Origin of the sequence: Acinetobacter sp. YH01018 (genome assembly GCF_013420295.1) — a bacterium.
Classification (GTDB): Bacteria; Pseudomonadota; Gammaproteobacteria; order Pseudomonadales; family Moraxellaceae; genus Acinetobacter.
In genome coordinates, this window is record NZ_VOYL01000008.1 from 30,739 (window position 1) to 47,001 (window position 16,263).

General features: G+C 44.0%; 15 protein-coding genes. 7 read left to right on the forward strand and 8 right to left on the reverse strand.

From position 1 onward, the window contains the following. The first annotated feature begins 4 nt into the window (after positions 1 to 4). The 5 genes from FTT83_RS04605 to rsfS all read left to right on the forward strand — a co-directional run bounded on the left by FTT83_RS04605 (position 5) and on the right by rsfS (position 5,945). On the forward strand, positions 5 to 2,815 hold the full coding sequence (locus tag FTT83_RS04605; RefSeq protein WP_180042774.1) for an ATP-binding protein: 2,811 nt from the start codon (positions 5 to 7) through the stop codon (positions 2,813 to 2,815). A 128-nt stretch (positions 2,816 to 2,943) separates the two neighbouring features. Continuing rightward, positions 2,944 to 3,732 (forward strand): crotonase/enoyl-CoA hydratase family protein, encoded by a 789-nt coding sequence (locus tag FTT83_RS04610; protein WP_180042775.1) that lies wholly within the window; start codon positions 2,944 to 2,946, stop codon positions 3,730 to 3,732. 36 nt (positions 3,733 to 3,768) lie between these two features. Then, positions 3,769 to 4,635, forward strand: coding sequence for an NAD(P)-dependent oxidoreductase (locus FTT83_RS04615; RefSeq protein ID WP_180042776.1), 867 nt, complete (start codon positions 3,769 to 3,771; stop codon positions 4,633 to 4,635). A 36-nt stretch (positions 4,636 to 4,671) separates the two neighbouring features. Continuing rightward, complete coding sequence (locus FTT83_RS04620; protein WP_180042777.1) at positions 4,672 to 5,466, forward strand: hydroxypyruvate isomerase family protein; 795 nt, start codon at positions 4,672 to 4,674, stop codon at positions 5,464 to 5,466. 77 nt (positions 5,467 to 5,543) lie between these two features. Next, the gene (gene rsfS / locus FTT83_RS04625) at positions 5,544 to 5,945 is read left to right on the forward strand and encodes a ribosome silencing factor (RefSeq protein ID WP_092820286.1); all 402 of its coding nucleotides are present in this window, start codon (positions 5,544 to 5,546) and stop codon (positions 5,943 to 5,945) included. Between the two features lie 106 nt (positions 5,946 to 6,051). On the opposite strand, the gene FTT83_RS04630 is transcribed toward rsfS, so the two are convergent. The 5 genes from FTT83_RS04630 to FTT83_RS04650 form a co-directional block, all read right to left on the reverse strand. Further along, positions 6,052 to 6,660 carry a hypothetical protein gene (locus FTT83_RS04630; RefSeq protein WP_180042778.1) on the reverse strand — a complete coding sequence of 203 codons (609 nt, stop codon included), beginning with the start codon at positions 6,658 to 6,660 and terminating at the stop codon, positions 6,052 to 6,054. A 19-nt stretch (positions 6,661 to 6,679) separates the two neighbouring features. Beyond that, positions 6,680 to 8,014 (reverse strand): ammonium transporter, encoded by a 1,335-nt coding sequence (locus tag FTT83_RS04635; RefSeq protein WP_180080734.1) that lies wholly within the window; start codon positions 8,012 to 8,014, stop codon positions 6,680 to 6,682. A gap of 370 nt (positions 8,015 to 8,384) precedes the next feature. After that, positions 8,385 to 9,839, reverse strand: a complete 1,455-nt coding sequence (locus tag FTT83_RS04640) for an NAD(P)(+) transhydrogenase (Re/Si-specific) subunit beta (protein WP_086195868.1) — start codon at positions 9,837 to 9,839, stop codon at positions 8,385 to 8,387. Positions 9,840 to 9,842: 3 nt separating this feature from the next. Further along, entirely contained in the window at positions 9,843 to 10,163 is a 321-nt protein-coding gene (locus FTT83_RS04645; protein ID WP_086195869.1) for a proton-translocating transhydrogenase family protein, read from the reverse strand. 11 nt (positions 10,164 to 10,174) lie between these two features. Continuing rightward, on the reverse strand, positions 10,175 to 11,302 hold the full coding sequence (locus FTT83_RS04650; RefSeq protein WP_180042780.1) for a Re/Si-specific NAD(P)(+) transhydrogenase subunit alpha: 1,128 nt from the start codon (positions 11,300 to 11,302) through the stop codon (positions 10,175 to 10,177). 974 nt (positions 11,303 to 12,276) lie between these two features. Here FTT83_RS04650 and FTT83_RS04655 point away from each other — a divergent pair. Next, positions 12,277 to 13,203, forward strand: a complete 927-nt coding sequence (locus FTT83_RS04655) for a DMT family transporter (RefSeq protein WP_180042781.1) — start codon at positions 12,277 to 12,279, stop codon at positions 13,201 to 13,203. 187 nt (positions 13,204 to 13,390) lie between these two features. Continuing rightward, the gene (locus FTT83_RS04660; RefSeq protein WP_180042782.1) at positions 13,391 to 14,587 is read left to right on the forward strand and encodes an MFS transporter; all 1,197 of its coding nucleotides are present in this window, start codon (positions 13,391 to 13,393) and stop codon (positions 14,585 to 14,587) included. Positions 14,588 to 14,639: 52 nt separating this feature from the next. Here the strand turns inward: FTT83_RS04660 and FTT83_RS04665 are convergent, their stop codons facing one another. The 3 genes from FTT83_RS04665 to FTT83_RS04675 all read right to left on the reverse strand — a co-directional run bounded on the left by FTT83_RS04665 (position 14,640) and on the right by FTT83_RS04675 (position 16,252). After that, positions 14,640 to 15,140, reverse strand: coding sequence for a hypothetical protein (locus tag FTT83_RS04665; protein ID WP_368737332.1), 501 nt, complete (start codon positions 15,138 to 15,140; stop codon positions 14,640 to 14,642). Between the two features lie 549 nt (positions 15,141 to 15,689). After that, positions 15,690 to 16,076, reverse strand: a complete 387-nt coding sequence (locus tag FTT83_RS04670; RefSeq protein ID WP_005218292.1) for a type II toxin-antitoxin system death-on-curing family toxin — start codon at positions 16,074 to 16,076, stop codon at positions 15,690 to 15,692. Further along, positions 16,073 to 16,252, reverse strand: coding sequence for a hypothetical protein (locus FTT83_RS04675; RefSeq protein ID WP_005218293.1), 180 nt, complete (start codon positions 16,250 to 16,252; stop codon positions 16,073 to 16,075). The genes FTT83_RS04670 and FTT83_RS04675 overlap by 4 nt, the downstream gene beginning before the upstream one ends. Between the last annotated feature and the right edge of the window lie 11 nt (positions 16,253 to 16,263).

The window sequence follows — 16,263 nt, forward strand, 5'->3', positions numbered from 1 at the left end:
AACCATGTCAAATATCAATAAAAAGTTATTTAAGCGTCTACACTTAAATCATGCTTATGGACAACTCATCGCCATGATTTTTGTCCCCATTATGGTTTTGGCATGTGTGGGGGCATTGCTGGTTTTATCCGAAACATCCAATGCCTCACGTGCGCAGCAACGTCAGATGGCTATTGCGATTGTGACCCGCTATCAGCTTACCGCCGAAGCTGCATTCGATCTGCTCAACCGCTATCCATGGCAATATGATCAGGCTCGTAATACCCTGCAAGTGATGCTGGATGAAAAACATCTCATTCGTGCCGCAATTATCGATCCCCAAGGCAGAAACCGTTTAAGTATTGGTTTTCAGGATCAGGAAGCTTGGCCCAAGATTGACGCTAAAGCCGATTTTGTCGGGCCTATCCTGCATAATCACAATCATATCTATGCCTTAAAAATTAATGAACATACCGATAACCCGGCCACACTGGTAATTGAGCTGGATAACCAGCCCCTGGAAATTGCCCACTACCGGGTCATGATTGTGCTGATTGCCACCGGCCTGCTGACGTTATTGCTGCTGTTACTGTGCCTGAATTTCTACTCACGGCGCTGGATTGCGCCAATGTACGAAATCCGGATGCAGTTACAGCGCCTGAATGCCGACACGCTTGATCAGCACATGGTGATTAACAGTACCGGGGAATTGCGCTTATTGCAGCGCGATATTGCCAACGTGGTGAAACGCCTGCACTTTAGCTTTCTGGAACTCAAAGAACATACCGAACAGACCGAAGATGATTTGCGCCGTACTTTAGATACCCTGGAAGTTCAGAACATTACCTATCGTCAGGCACGCGACCAGGCGATTTCAGCCAACCAGTCAAAGTCGGTGTTTCTGGCCAATATCAGCCATGAACTGCGTACTCCCTTGAACAGTATTGACGGTTTTATTCATTTATTGCTGCGCCAAGGCAACCTGAGCAATGAGCAGAACCTGTATTTGCAAACCATCCGTAAATCATCTGCGCATCTGCTGGCGCTGATTAATGACGTGCTGGATTTCTCCAAGATTGATGCCGGCAAGCTGGAACTGGAAACGGCCCCGTTTGACCTGGAAGAAGCCATTTTTGACGTGATGGATATGCTCTCGCCATTGGCTGCGCAAAAGCACATCGATATGGCATTCTATTATGCCGACAATGTGCCAACGCAAGTCATTGGCGATGCCTTACGCTTCAAGCAGATTCTGACCAACCTGATCTCCAATGCCATCAAGTTCACTCCCGATGGCGAAATTATTGTCCGTGCCCGCATGGAACATGATGATATCGGGCAATGTTTATTACACTTTAGCGTGCAGGACAGCGGCATTGGCCTCAGTGGTACGGACCGGAAAAAACTGTTTGAATCATTCTCGCAAGGTGATGCTTCGGTGACCCGTCAATTTGGCGGCACCGGACTTGGCCTGGCCATTTCCAAACAGCTGGTGCATTTGATGCAGGGGCAAATTGGCTTTGAAGACAACCAGGAACGCGCGCCGACTGAAAAAGGCTCAACCTTCTGGTTTACCGCCATGTTTGTGGTGGATGAAGAGATTGAAATTGTACATCCGCACTTTGAACAAATGCAGGTGGTTTCCTATTTATCCCATCCTGCAACCGCCAACATTTTGCGCCATTATCTGGAAAATTATGGTGTGCATCATGTCGAAACCGGCTCGATTCTGGACCTGTTCAGCCAGCTGAATAAATTCTCGAATAACGATGAAAATACCTGGCTGATTGTCGACCATAGCGGCGATGGCGAAGCCCTGCTGAAAGAAATCCGTCAACGCTACCATGGCAATATTGCCGTGTATGGCTACCAGATGGTGCTCGATCCAAGCATGCTGAATGAATACCGGGCCCGTCCACTGTATCAACCACTCAGCCGTAGTGCCTTGATTCAGCTGCTCAGCAATCAGCCTGTTTTCGAACAGGATGTACATGAAGAATTTAATGGACAGGGTCTGCATATATTGGCAGTGGATGACCATTTACCGAACCTGATTGTTCTGGAAGCACTACTTGCAGAATTAAATGTCACCACCACCAAGGCCTTAAGCGGCCAGGAAGCCATTGAAATTATTCAGCAGCGCATCGAACAGGAATTACCTGCATTTGATGTGGTGTTTATGGATATTCAAATGCCGGTAATGTCCGGGATTGATACCACCCGTGCCATTCGCTCGCTAGAGTCGACCTTGGAAAATCACAAACGCCTGCCGATTATTGCCCTGACTGCACATGCGCTGGCTGATGAAAAGCAGAAACTGTTGCAGGTCGGCATGGATGATTACGTCACTAAACCGATTCAAATGGAACAGATTATTCAGATTCTGACCCACTGGACTTCGGAAAGCTTTAAAAAGGCTAAAAGTATAGAGAAGTCTATTCTGATTGAAGCGCTGGATCCCAACATTCTGGATTGGCAACAAAGCCTGCAACTGGCAGCCAATAAAGAAGATCTGGCCATCGATTTACTGAAAATGCTCATCGACAGTTTCCCGACAGAACTGGATGAAATGCAACAGTTGATTGAAATGGAAGATTTCCCGCAACTGGAACATGTGCTGCACCGTTTATATGGGGCAACCCGTTATGTGGGTGTTCCTCGCCTTCAGGAAGCCACCGGTGGATTCGAACAGTTTGTTTCTGCTTTACGTAAAGAACGCCGCAAGGCGGATGAAGCCTTTATTCAGGAAACTTTGAAACGCTTTGATGAATTACAGTCGGTCATTCAGCAGGTTGAACAGGCCTCCCAACAAATTTTAAACAGACCAGGGATCTGATCAGGAGTTATCTGAATGTTGAAAGTCACGTCTATCTTTAGATGTGACTGTGCTGTCATGTATCGCGGCATGTATCAGAGAAATACCCATGTTATGCTCAAAACAATAGAAAAATACAGGTCTCTACAATGGCGTTACTTCGCATAGAAAAAAATAATGGCATCGCAACCGTTTGCTTAAACCGTCCAGAAAAGCGTAATGCCATGAGCTTTGCTTTATTACGCGAACTGGTCAATGCTGCCAAACAAATTAAAAAAGACCGCTCCATCCGCTGTGTCATTTTAACCGGTGAAGCACATGTATTTAGTGCCGGCATTGATCTGGCCGATTTAAACGCGCCGAAAAATACCGCTTACGCAGCTTGGGAACTGCTAAAACCGGGACAAAGCCTGTTTCAAAAAGCCTTTTTAATCTGGCAGGAACTGCCTGTACCAGTGATTGCTGCGATTGAAGGCTATTGTCTGGGTGCCGGTATGCAACTGGCTTTGGCTGCGGATATTCGGATTGCCCATCCGGACACCAAAATGTCGATTATGGAAAGTCGCTGGGGATTGGTGCCAGACATGGGACTCACCCGTTCCCTTAAAGGCATTATCGGTCTTGATCTGGCCAAAGAACTGACCTTGACCGGGCGTATTTTTGATGCCAATTATGCCAAACAGATTGGTTTGGTGACACATCTGGATGAATCCCCAATGAGCAAAGCACAAGAGATTGCAGAAGAAATGTTGCAACGCTCTCCAGATGCATTGGCGGCCGCTAAACGGGTTCTTGATGCCATGGAACACGAACCGAAAAAATCATTACGCCTGGAGAAAATCTGGCAACTGAAATTACTGTTGGGTAAAAACAGTAAATTGGCACGTAAAAAAGACAAAAACCCGGAGGTTCAGTTTTTACCACGGCAATATAAGTAAAATAGCGCAATAACAGGATCGTTTAGAGAAAAACACATGAGTTTTGATCGTAATACAAAAATCGCATTCTTAGGCATGGGTCTGATGGGCAGCCGCATGGCGACGCGGCTGATTCAGGCCGGTTTTGAAGTGGCTGTATGGAACAGAACGGCATCCGCCTGTGACGTGCTGATTGATATGGGTGCTACTGGCCTAGACTTGCAAGAGATTGGGCAATATCCGGTGATTCTGACCTGTCTGGCCGATGATGCTGCCGTACAGGCAGTATTTGATCAAATCCAGAATCAACTCACTGCTGGTCAAGTGATTGTGGATTTTTCCAGTTTATCTGTGGATAAAACCAAAGCGCTGGCACAGCAGGCACAAAACCAACAAGTGCAATGGATTGACTCGCCTGTTTCGGGTGGCACGGCAGGTGCCGAACAGGGCACCTTAGTGATTTTCGCCGGTGGCGATATCAACACCATTCAAAATTTATCGCTGATTTATAATGTGCTTTCACAACGCGTGACGCGTATGGGCGAAACAGGTACCGGACAAGCGACCAAAATTTGCAACCAACTTATTGTGGCCGCCAACAGCACCTTGATTGCCGAAGCAGTGGCCTTAGCTGGACAAGCCGGTGTAGATACCACCTTGCTTGCTCCTGCTCTTGCCGGTGGTTTTGCTGACTCGAAACCTTTCCAGATTTTAGCTCCGCGTATGGCGACGCATACTTTTGAGCCGGTGCAATGGAAAGTGCAAACCCTGTCCAAAGACTTAAATAATGCCGTGCAGCTGGCCAAGCAGTTCAATTTAGATATTCCTGTGGCAAAACAGGCGCTTTCGCAATTGAAAACCCATCAAGATAAAGGCTATGCTGAAGCAGATCTGGCAACTGTCATTCAACTGGTTGAACATTGAGCAGGCCATTTCCTTTAACGAGCAAGGAGTAAAGGCATGATTAAGCTGGCGGTCAATTTATCCATGATTTTTACTGAAGTGCCTCTGATTGAGCGCTTTGCTCTGGCGCAGGCTCATGGTTTTCAGCATGTAGAAATCCAGTTTCCCTATGAACTCAGCATCGAACAGATTCAGACCCAACTGACCCTGCATGATCTGAGCCTGTGTCTGATTAATGTCCCTGCAGGTGACCTGATGCAAGGCGGAAATGGTCTGACTGGCGTACCGGGTCAAGAAATTGAGTTTTATCGTGCCCTGGAACAGGCAATTCAATACGCCACTGCGCTCAATGTACCCAGTGTGAATATCTTGGCTGGCAAGCAGCCGCTCGATTCAGACTTATTGCCCTGCTTAAATACACTGGCCAAAAATCTGAAACTGGCGTGTTCCATGTTTGCTGTACACAACATCCAGCCAGTGTTTGAAATGATTAATGGCACCGACATGCCACGCTTTCTGGTGCAGAATATTGCCCAGGCCCAGGAAATGCTGGAAGCAGTACAACACCCTGCGCTGAAAATGCAATATGACTGCTATCACATGGCGATGATGGGTGAAGATGTACTACAGGGCTTAAAGGAAAATATTCAGGATATTGGACACATCCAGTTTGCAGACTGTCCGGGACGTCATCAGCCTGATACTGCACAAATTCCCTATGCAGAAATTTTTCAGTGGTTAAACCAAAGTACCTATACAGGTTTCACTGCAGCAGAATACAAGCCACAAGCGCATTCCAGCCATTCTTTTGCCTGGAAAGATAAATATTTTGCAAAACATCCACAAAGTTAAATTATGAACAGATTTGAAATTCAGCCCCAAAACCGCTATATTACACAGTGAGATATTGTCCGGAAATTAAACCTTTTATGAATTTAGAACCATCGCCCAGCGCTTCTAATTCTCTCGAACACGCAATGAATGCTCATGCTAAAGATGTACAAGCTTGCTTGAAAGTTGTACATGAAGCCCTATTAGATGTAAAAGCAAAAGATATTCTAGAACTTGATGTCAGCTCAATCAGCAATGTGGCAGATGCCATGGTCATTGCCAGCGGCACATCAACCCGTCATATTAAAGCCCTTGCAGACAATGTTGCTGAAGAAGCACGTAAAGCGGGTTTCCGCCCTCTCGGCGTTGAAGGTGAACGTGATGCCGAATGGATCCTGATCGATCTTGGGTTTGTTGTAGTTCACGTCATGCTTCCAACAGCACGTAAATTTTACGATCTGGAAAGCTTATGGCGCGCAACTCCAGAATCAGTAGCCTAAATAAACTAAAAAAGCGACCTTCAGGTCGCTTTTTTAGTGCTGCTGTTTTTAGGATGCCCAGCCTGAACTTAAGACTGAACATGCATTCAATCAAGATTGCTGCCAATTATAATAAATGATGTAAATCCACGGACGGATATTTGCTCTTGATGTCCATTTTCACCCGTGCATAGACCTGATCGGCTTTACTTGGGCCATAAAATTCGCAATAGCATTCATATGATGCAGTAATCACCTGAGCATAACTGGTGAGCGGTAAACATTCTGCAAAAGCAGCATCATTCAGATTTGCAGATTTCTCAATCGCAATGCCCAGGGCTTGGACGTGATTTTTAACTTCCGCATTAAAATCATTCAGATCAGCTCTGGCTACTGTCTGTAGCACACCATTAATCAAATCAAAAAAAGCATCGGCAAAATCGGCTGAAATTGGCACCTCCGTTTGCACTTTCGGCTGGGTATCCAGTAGTACCTGTTTTTCAACCGCCGACATCTCACATAACACCTGTTTCAACATTTCTTTGCGATGAACACGCAATTCATCAGTATTGCAAATGTCATTCATAAAACGATTGAGTACAAATGAAGGTTTGTCGCCATACTCCTGTTCCCAGTAACTCAATACCCGTTCCAGTACAGTTCCTTGCAAATAATGACTTAAACCGCGTTCAATCGCCTGTTTCTTTTGCATCACAGTGAGTAATTCATTTGGCATAGCTACCCCCCTTCTTGGTTTAGTGGCGTTTGGTAATATCATCTGTTTCAAAAGTCACATCACGCTGAAATTCAGGATAAGACAGCTCGGCATGTTCGGTATAATCCAAACCACGTTGTTCATGTTGCGTGCTGACACGTAAACCACCCAATATTTTCTCCAGCAGCTTAAAAGTAATCAGCGCGATTCCGAATCCCCAGGCAAATGCTGCCAGCACACCTAAAATCTGAATAGACACAATTTGTGAGTTAAACATATCGGCCTCAAAAAACAGGCCTGCAGCCACGGTTCCCCACGCCCCACAAAAACCATGAACAGTAACTGCATCCACCACATCATCCAGTTTTAATTTTTCCATGACGCTTGGCATGACGCTGACAATGAGCCCGGCAATGAGTCCAGTAATCACGGCAAATAAAGGCGACATGGTGGCACAACCCGCCGTAATCCCCACTAAACCGCCCAATGAAGCATTAATTGTGGTCTGCATTAGAATTGCCTTACCACGAATTAAGGCATACAGCATATAAGCCACTGCAGCAGCACAGGCCGCCAGATGGGTATTTAAAGCAATACGACCGATACTGACACTGGCATTCACGGTTGATGCAGCATTAAAACCAAACCATGCCAGCCAGAGAATAAAACCACCCAAAGCCACCAAAGGCAGGTTATGCCCTGCCAGATGGTGAGTTTGTCCATTACGCCCGAAACGTCCCAAGCGCGGACCTAATACAATAATACCGGCCAGAGCGACCCAACCACCGATTGAATGCACCACGGTTGAACCGGCAAAGTCAATAAAACCCATTGCTTTTAACCAGCCTGAACCCTCAAAAATACTGCCCCACGCCCAACTTCCAAAGACAGGATAAATAAGGCCACTGACCACAGCAGCCCCTACAATATAAGCAACAAAGTGAATACGCTCTGCCATGGCACCACTGGCAATTGTGGTTGCAGTAGCGGCAAACATCATTTGAAAGAACAACAGATTCCAATGCCAGTCATCCAAGTCATTGGGCGCAAAATGACTGGTGCCCATCCAACCTGAAGCGTTGACCCCAAACATTAAACCAAAACCGACTAACCAGAAGACCAATCCCCCCAGACAAGCATCCATATAATTTTTCATGAGTACATTGACGGTATTTTTACTACGTACAGAGCCACTTTCCACCAGTGCAAACCCGGCCTGCATAAAGAACACCAATATACCGCCCATCACCACCCAGACACTGTCGAGCGATAAACGTATTTCCTGAATATTCGCTGTGTTTGTCGCAGCTTCACTTGCAAATGCAGGTAGTGAACATACACATAACAGCAATGCTAGATACTTTATTATTTTCATGAACAGTCCCCCTAAAACTGAATCACAAAAATGCAAAAGAAATGCCAGATTATCGAAATTTATCTTTTTATTTAAAAAGACAGGCAAATGCCAGTTTTAACACAACTTAATTTCTAAAAATATCCCTCATCGGCAATACCTATTTAGAAATAAACAGTTAATTGCCATTTTATAAAGCATTTTTGCAATATCGCTTGATCAGGCAGCACCAAATAAAACAAGAAACCATAGCCTGATAAAAGTGTGCTCTGCACTATTCTTCAATTTAATTGTTGAAAAGTCATATATTCTAGAATTAAAAAACCACCCGAAGGTGGTTTTAATCTCCCTAAATCCCTCTTTATGAAAGAGGGACTTTTGAAGCGTGGATTTAGTGACCGCCGCCGTTAATGGCTTTAGTCATGTCTTCTACGACTTTCTTGGCATCGCCGAAAATCATCATGGTTTTTTCATTATAGAACAAGTCGTTATCCAGACCCGCATAACCGGTTGCCATAGAACGCTTGATCACCATAATAGTACGTGCTTTATGTGCTTCCAGAATCGGCATGCCGTAAATTGGTGAACTTGGATCATCTTTCGCTGCAGGGTTAACGACGTCGTTTGCACCAATGACTAACACAACATCAGTTGCCGGGAAGTCCGAGTTGATTTCATCCATTTCCAGAATGTCTTCATACGCTACATCAGCTTCCGCAAGCAATACGTTCATGTGACCTGGCATACGACCTGCCACCGGGTGAATCGCAAAACGTACTTTCACGCCTTGTTCTTTCAGGATTTCACACAGTTCTTTCACGGCATTTTGCGCACGGCCTTGAGCCATACCATAACCTGGAACAATCACTACGCTATCTGCATTTGACATCAGGAAGCCTGCGTCATCTGCTGAACCAGAACGGTGGTTACGTTGAACTTGCTCACCTTTATCTGCTGATGCAACTGCTGCACCGCCCATCGCACCACCAAACAAGACATTGATGATTGAACGGTTCATGGCTTTACACATAATGTAAGACAGAATCGCACCTGAAGAACCCACCAGTGAACCCGCAACAATCAACATATTGTTTTCTAAAGTGAAACCAATACCTGCCGCAGCCCAGCCAGAGAATGAGTTCAACAGTGACACCACCACCGGCATATCGCCGCCACCGACCGGTGCAATCCATACCCAGCCAAATGCAAGTGCCAGAGCAGTCATTGCCCAGAAAGCCTGCATGTTACCTGTTGAGAAGAAGATGAAACCACAGCTTAACATCGCCAGGAAAATAATCGCCTGTAGCGGTTTAACCCAGCCACCCGAAATGGTTTTCGCCCATTTTTTCGCAGCCAGTTTACCGTAAGCAAATACTGAAGCGGTAAAGGTAATCGCACCAACGAAACAACCTACAAATAATTCAAAAAGATGAACTTTGCTCATGTGGGCATGTTCAACACCCGCAGCTGTTAACGCCGCTTCATTTTGTGCAAATAGTGCCGTTAACTGGTTGTTATGCAGAATCGCAGCAATAGCAATCAGCACTGCAGCCAAACCGACTAATGAGTGCATCAATGCAACGGTTTCCGGCATTTGCGTCATCGGAACGGTACGTGCACGAGCAATACCTACGATTGCACCTAACACCATTGCGCCGCCAATCATCCAGACCACAGGATGATCAGCAACAAAGAAGGTGGTGATCACGGCAATGGCCATTGCAATCATACCGTAACGGTTACCGGCAATTGCTGTTTTAGGACCAGACAAACCACGTAAAGTTAAGATAAAAAGAACGGCACCCACCAGGTAGAACCAATCCGCATAGTCTCGAATGAATTCCATGTTTTAGCCCTCTTTTTTCTTTTGCTTTGGCTTGAACATTTCAAGCATACGTGCAGTTACGGCGAAGCCACCAAAAATGTTGATACTTGCCAGAAATACTGCGACTGCACCCAAAATACTGACCACGTTGATGCTTTGGAATTGCACATTGGCTTCAACCAAACCTGGAATGCCCACCGTCTGCAACATTGCACCCACCACAATAATCGATGACAAGGCGTTGGTTACTGCCATCAATGGCGTATGTAATGCAGGTGTAACGCCCCAAACCACGTAGTAACCTACGAAAATGGCAAGGACGAAAATTGTAATCGTTTCAACCATGATGACTCTCCTTAACCACGCTTGAGCAGTACTTGACCGCCATGAGTTACTAGCAGGGCTTTTTGAATTTCTTCTTCCGGATTGATGGCAAATTTTTTCTCTGCATCAAACAGGGTATCGAGGAAATTAAAGACATTACGTGCATACAGTGCTGAGGCTTCAGTCGCAACGGTAGATGGGATATTCGGAATACCCAAAATGGTCACGCCATTATCCGTCACGACATTTTCGCCGCACTTGGAACCTTCCACGTTACCGCCTGATTCAACCGCCATATCCAGAATGATTGAACCCGGTTTCATTTTGGCCACCGTTTCAGCACGAATTAAACGCGGTGCATCACGGCCCGGTAACAGTGCAGTGGTAATCACGATGTCAGCATTGGAAACGGCTTTATCGACAATGGCCGCCTGGTCTTTGATGTATTGCTCACCTGGCATCCAGCCATAACCATTTTTAGCAGCATCAGCAGCTTTTTGCTTTTCTTCTTCAGACATTGGCACGTCTAGCCATTTACCGCCAAGTGATTCGACCTGATCACGTGCAGTTGGACGTAAATCGGTGGCTTCTACCACAGCACCTAAACGTTTTGCCGTTGCAATGGCCTGCAGACCGGCAACACCCACTCCCATGATGACCACACGAGCAGGTTTTACCGTACCCGCAGCCGTCATGAGCATTGGGAACATGCGTTGATATTCTGCTGCCGCCAAAAGTACCGATTTATAACCGGCCAAGTTGGCTTGAGAAGACAGCACGTCCATGTTCTGTGCACGGGAAAGCGTACGAGGCAAAAGCTCTAATGCAAATGCAGAAACCTGCTTTGCTGCAAACTGATCAAGTTCAGTGTTGCGATACGGGTCAAACATTGCAATCACTGCGGTGTTTGCTGCAAGTTTTTGAATTTCATCACCTTGAGGGGCACGAACTTTCAAAATAATCTGACTGCCAGTATAGGCATCATCGGTAATTTTGGCGCCGACCTGTTCATAGGCACTGTCAATATAAGCAGCGTTTACCCCTGCTCTACGTTCAATGACTACAGTATGACCAGCACTGATCAACTTCTTTACTGTTTCTGGCGTTGCAGCCACACGATTTTCACCGACCACAGTTTCGGTTGGGATTCCAATCTGCATGAGCGTTCCTCAAGCTAATTTTTCTTCAGTAAACATCGCGGTGAGCAATGTTTCCCCCAGGATGCGTTTTTGTTGAATTTTTGGATTCTAATTGAACTTTTTTAAATTACTACCCAATATTTATTTAATAAATACCCATATTTTGAACTGATGATTCATAAAAATAATAGTTTCATATAGGATTCGTCGGTTTTACTTTAATTTTAGCTCGTCTTCATGACTTTAAATGCCAGCCTGAAAAAGCTATAAATCTTTATCTTGACCTTTCCGTTCACCATTTCCAGCCGGCTTGTCCCACAAAATTGATCTTTCTGACATTCTTCCTTTAATCAGAATTTAAATAAATACCTAGAAAGTTGCTTGATTTAGTTATCGACTGAGTAAATTTAAATAATTTTCTCCCCCTTTATTGGCCAGAATGACATCTTGAATGGACTTGTTCCCTTAAAAAATAAGCGATTGCCTATCTGGTTTTGCCTAAATCAAGTCTGGAGCTGCATATCAGAAAAAATGCTGATTTTGCTTATTTTTATGTTTTTTTGTTATTTAATGCTTATTCGCCCTAAGTCTAAGGTAATTCAAAAAATTAATTAAAAAAAATTTTACAGCCATTTCGCTTGATGATGTTTTACACTGTATTTGTCTCAATTCAACATTTTATGCACAAATTTAGTGCAAAAATTTATTTCTGATACTCACCTTCTTGTTTTTATTGCTTTTAAAAGAATAGGCATAGCGATATAGCGCTTCTAAACAAACGTGTTTGAATAAAATTTAGACAAAAAACAAAACTCACTTTCCAGAGAAGCCAAGCCAGTTGTCAGTAACCTCTAGAAAATGGCTCTAAGCATCAATCATTCCTAATCGGAATTATAATTCGCATCTTTTTGCATTTAACCTCGGGGCTTAAAAACTTTATAATTCAACTTTGTCTCGATCTTTTTCGGATCAGAAGCCCTAATCAAGCAGGTAAAATGAAACCGACTCTAAGCAAAACACAATTAGGTTCATTATTTGCGATTGGTGCTGCTTTTCTGTTTAGTACCAAAGCCATTTTTATCAAGCAAACCTATGCCTTGTCGCCTTTGGTCGATGGCACGGTACTTATGGCTTTGCGTATGGCCAGTGCCTTACCGTTTTTTTTGCTGCTGTGCTGGTTTAACCGTCATCATAATAAAGAACTGGCAGCGAAAGACTGGGGGTTGTTGACTGTTGCAGGGCTCATGGGTTACTACTTTTCAAGCTGGCTGGATTTTGTTGGTCTGATGTATATCAGTGCCTCACTGGAACGGATTATTTTATTTCTCTATCCCACCCTGACGGTTCTGGCTTCCAGTGCCATTTATAAGCAGAAACTCAGCCTGAAAAGCATGCTGGCCATCGCCTTAAGTTACGGCGGTACGGTCATTGTGATGCTACAGGAGCAGAGTAACGTCGCGCATGAAGGTCATTTCTGGCTTGGGGTCAGTCTGATCTTTGCCAGTGCGGTATGTTTTGCCGGGTACTTATTGCTTACTCCACGACTGATTCAACGTTTTGGTTCATGGAATTTTACCGGTTTGGCACTGAGTATTGCCTGTATCGGCACCCTAACCCATTACATGATTGCCATGCCGCAGCCTTTGCATTTATTCACCCAGCTACCTGTCAGTGTAATTTGGTACGGTATTGCCTTAGGCCTGCTGGTCACAGTTTTACCGACGGTACTGATGGCACAGAGTATTGTCCGCTTGGGTGCTGCACAGTCTGCCATGATTGCTTCCATTGGCCCGATTCTGACCATTATCTTGGCCACTATTTTTTTAGGTGAACATTTAAATGCCATTCAATGGCTAGGCTGTATGCTCAATATCATTGGCGTCATGATGATTACTCTGTCGAAAAAGAAATTCTCACATTAGTTTTTGTCTGGTCTGATTCAAGCCTGCCGCAAGCTAAAAAATACGGCTTTTAAAATAGTCACAGAACACCGAATAGAGATTGCTTTTCCCCTATATTGGTAAGTCCAGACTGATAGGGCTGCTATACTCTGCATGTACATTACAATACCGGCAAACTTTGCCTACCTGAAACAAAACAAGGATGGTTATGAAAACTTCTCTCGACATCAGCCAGGATAAATCTTTACTCTGGCTCATGGCCATAGCCTGTGGTCTGTGTGCGGGAGCTAACTATTATTGCCAGCCTTTAATCCATTCCATCCAGCAATATTTTCATGTTCCTGAATCACAAGTCGCCTTAACCGTGACATTTGCCCAGGTATCCTATGCACTGGGCCTGTTGTTTATTGTTCCAATGGGTGACATTGTCAATAAAACCAAATTTATTCCTTTACTGATGGTCATGACTGCCATCGGTTTATTTCTATGTGCTTTTGCCGTTAACTTACCCATGCTTTGGCTGGGAACCATAATTACAGGGCTATTTTCAGTCGCAGCACAGGTCCTGATTCCCCTAGCCACCATGGCCGTCAAACCTGAAAAAACCGGTGAAGTGGTGGGCTTCCTGATGAGTGGACTTCTAGTCGGACTACTGCTATCCACCAGTCTTGCGGGTTTAATGTCTAACCTGTTCAACTGGAAACTGATCTATATGCTCTGTGCCATATTGATGCTGATGTTAGCCTTTCTCCTCAAAACCAAACTGCCCCACATCACCATACTAAAAATGAGCTATACGCAAATTTTTAAATCCATGGCGATTTTACTGAAACAAGAACAGCGTTTAGGATTTCGTTCATTGATTGGTGGTTTTGTATTTGCGGCCATGAGTACCCTGTTTTCGACCATTGCCATTTTACTGACCTCATCCCCGTTTCATCTTTCCGATGTATTGGTGGGTGTTGTAACGCTGGCGGGAGTGTTTGGTGCATTGTCTACAACGAAAATTGGCAAAATTGCCGATCAGGGCCATACCCTGTCACTGACCTGGATCGGCCTGTTAACGCTGATTGTGAGCTGGTTTTTTCTTTATTTCGGTGGGCAGTCTTTGCTGAGTTATATGATTGGCTACGGCGTAATCAGTCTGGGGCTCACCATTGTGCACACCAGTAATCAAAATATTATTTTCCGTCTACATCCAGATGCCAAATCGCAGATTAATTCTATTTATATGACTTCTTACTTTATTGGTGGAGCCTGTGGTTCTGCACTCGGAGTCTATGCATGGCATCATGGCGGCTGGAAGATGACCTGTATTGCAGGAGTGAGTCTGGTACTCTGCGCTGCTTTTTTTGCATTTCTGGATATGCGTTATCACGCTCGCAGCGTGCCTCTTTCAAAATAAAATTGCAAATGAAACAGTTTTTGATCTTGCTGTCTATTTCAAATCATTCACCTCAGGATACTTGCACCACGGGATAAAATGGCTGATTGAACTCTATATTTTCGACATTTTCCAATAAAATTTGGATAAAGCTCGGCACCAATACAGATAAAACACTCCAAGCATTGGCTAATTGTTTCCGGTTAATAGCACTATTGTAGGTCGCTCCGCCTCGACTTAACTGTTGATATAAAGTCGTCAAGCGACTAAACAGGGATACCAACAGGCTGACTGAATCATGGTTTTGCAAGATGTGCTGGAGCTGTTGCTGTTCTGTGGCAAAAGCTGAGCGCCATGTTGCCTCACTGATTTTCTGATTACGCCAGTCCCAAAAACTTTGATAAAGATATGGATTACTCAGGAGTAATCGAATGCTTGAATGCTTTTTTTCCCAGAGAATGTGAAATATTTTTTGATCAACATCTTTATGGCACATCGAGCTGAGGAAATGTCTTAAGGTGTACTGTTCCTGATCGGCAGCTTGCTCCTGTGTATACAATGCATTAAATGCCACCCATACCGTAATAAACTGTAGGTCAAGATCATCATGAAGTATCAGGGCTTTTTTAAACCAGCTTAAACTGCGCTGGATACGTAAATTAAAAGGCGTAGAATGTTCATTTTTTTACTCCTATACATTTCTTCTAGAACCAACATGTTATTTTCCCTGTTGTGGTCATATCTCCAACATACTAAAAAGTTAAATTACATACAAATTCTAAGCTGACTGCACAGTTGATTTTAAGACTTTAATAAAGGCAATGATCGCTGCAAGCGACTGTCGATTTTTCATCAAACCTCGTATAATCCGCGCTTCGGTTTTTCATTATTTCAGGTTTATGCCATGACTGCTCTGCAATCTTTACAGCCTCGCATTTCGGTTGCACCGATGATGGATTGGACAAGTAAAATTTTATTTATAATTTAAATCAAAAACTTATTAAAAATTTTTAAAATTTTAGGCGTAAAATAGGCGCAAATAACGTCCACATTTTGTCCAATTTTGCTGTTCTATTATTTTAATTCTACTTGACTATTATTTAACCTAAAAAGCTTTAATTCACTATATTTCTGAGAGCTCATACAAGAAATCTGAAACTTTCTGTGCAAGAATTTCATGATCATCCTGACTTTCAACAATATCCACCATTAAATCATCAAGCCCCGTATTATCTTGAATACTAACGCCTTGAATTTCAAGAAAAGTAAGCATCACGGCAAGGCCTGTCCGTTTATTCCCATCTACAAATGCATGTCCTTTTGATATCGCAATACCGTACCAAGCAGCTATTTCATAAAGATCATCAACCTGATTGTAATACATTTGTTGATCAATTCTACTTAACACACTTTCTAATTTATCAAGATGACACCCCTCTCGACCAACTCCTGTTTGTCTCAAAATTTCATCATGAACAGCGATTACAAATGTAGAATTAATGGTACTCATTTATAAGCTAACTCTTGAATTTCTTTCTTATGCTGTTGAATGACACGTTTAGCACTATGCATTACGACACGCTTTGTTGCCTCGTTGTCATCAAACGGAATTGATAATAGTTGACCAGCCATCGCTGAACGTGGCTTTCTATTTTCAATTTTAAAATCACTTAAACGTTTAGTCATAATCCTCTTCC

What these genes read in the sequence shown, in the direction of transcription:
- FTT83_RS04615 (WP_180042776.1), top strand. Translation starts at nt 3,769, where the DNA reads ATGAGTTTTGATCGTAATACAAAAATCGCATTCTTAGGCATGGGTCTG.
- FTT83_RS04650 (WP_180042780.1), bottom strand. Translation starts at nt 11,302, where the DNA reads ATGCAGATTGGAATCCCAACCGAAACTGTGGTCGGTGAAAATCGTGTG.
- FTT83_RS04655 (WP_180042781.1), top strand. Translation starts at nt 12,277, where the DNA reads ATGAAACCGACTCTAAGCAAAACACAATTAGGTTCATTATTTGCGATT.
- FTT83_RS04675 (WP_005218293.1), bottom strand. Translation starts at nt 16,252, where the DNA reads ATGACTAAACGTTTAAGTGATTTTAAAATTGAAAATAGAAAGCCACGT.
- FTT83_RS04610 (WP_180042775.1), top strand. Translation starts at nt 2,944, where the DNA reads ATGGCGTTACTTCGCATAGAAAAAAATAATGGCATCGCAACCGTTTGC.
- FTT83_RS04660 (WP_180042782.1), top strand. Translation starts at nt 13,391, where the DNA reads ATGAAAACTTCTCTCGACATCAGCCAGGATAAATCTTTACTCTGGCTC.
- FTT83_RS04635 (WP_180080734.1), bottom strand. Translation starts at nt 8,014, where the DNA reads ATGAAAATAATAAAGTATCTAGCATTGCTGTTATGTGTATGTTCACTA.
- FTT83_RS04605 (WP_180042774.1), top strand. Translation starts at nt 5, where the DNA reads ATGTCAAATATCAATAAAAAGTTATTTAAGCGTCTACACTTAAATCAT.
- rsfS (WP_092820286.1), top strand. Translation starts at nt 5,544, where the DNA reads ATGAATTTAGAACCATCGCCCAGCGCTTCTAATTCTCTCGAACACGCA.
- FTT83_RS04620 (WP_180042777.1), top strand. Translation starts at nt 4,672, where the DNA reads ATGATTAAGCTGGCGGTCAATTTATCCATGATTTTTACTGAAGTGCCT.
- FTT83_RS04640 (WP_086195868.1), bottom strand. Translation starts at nt 9,839, where the DNA reads ATGGAATTCATTCGAGACTATGCGGATTGGTTCTACCTGGTGGGTGCC.
- FTT83_RS04645 (WP_086195869.1), bottom strand. Translation starts at nt 10,163, where the DNA reads ATGGTTGAAACGATTACAATTTTCGTCCTTGCCATTTTCGTAGGTTAC.
- FTT83_RS04630 (WP_180042778.1), bottom strand. Translation starts at nt 6,660, where the DNA reads ATGCCAAATGAATTACTCACTGTGATGCAAAAGAAACAGGCGATTGAA.
- FTT83_RS04670 (WP_005218292.1), bottom strand. Translation starts at nt 16,076, where the DNA reads ATGAGTACCATTAATTCTACATTTGTAATCGCTGTTCATGATGAAATT.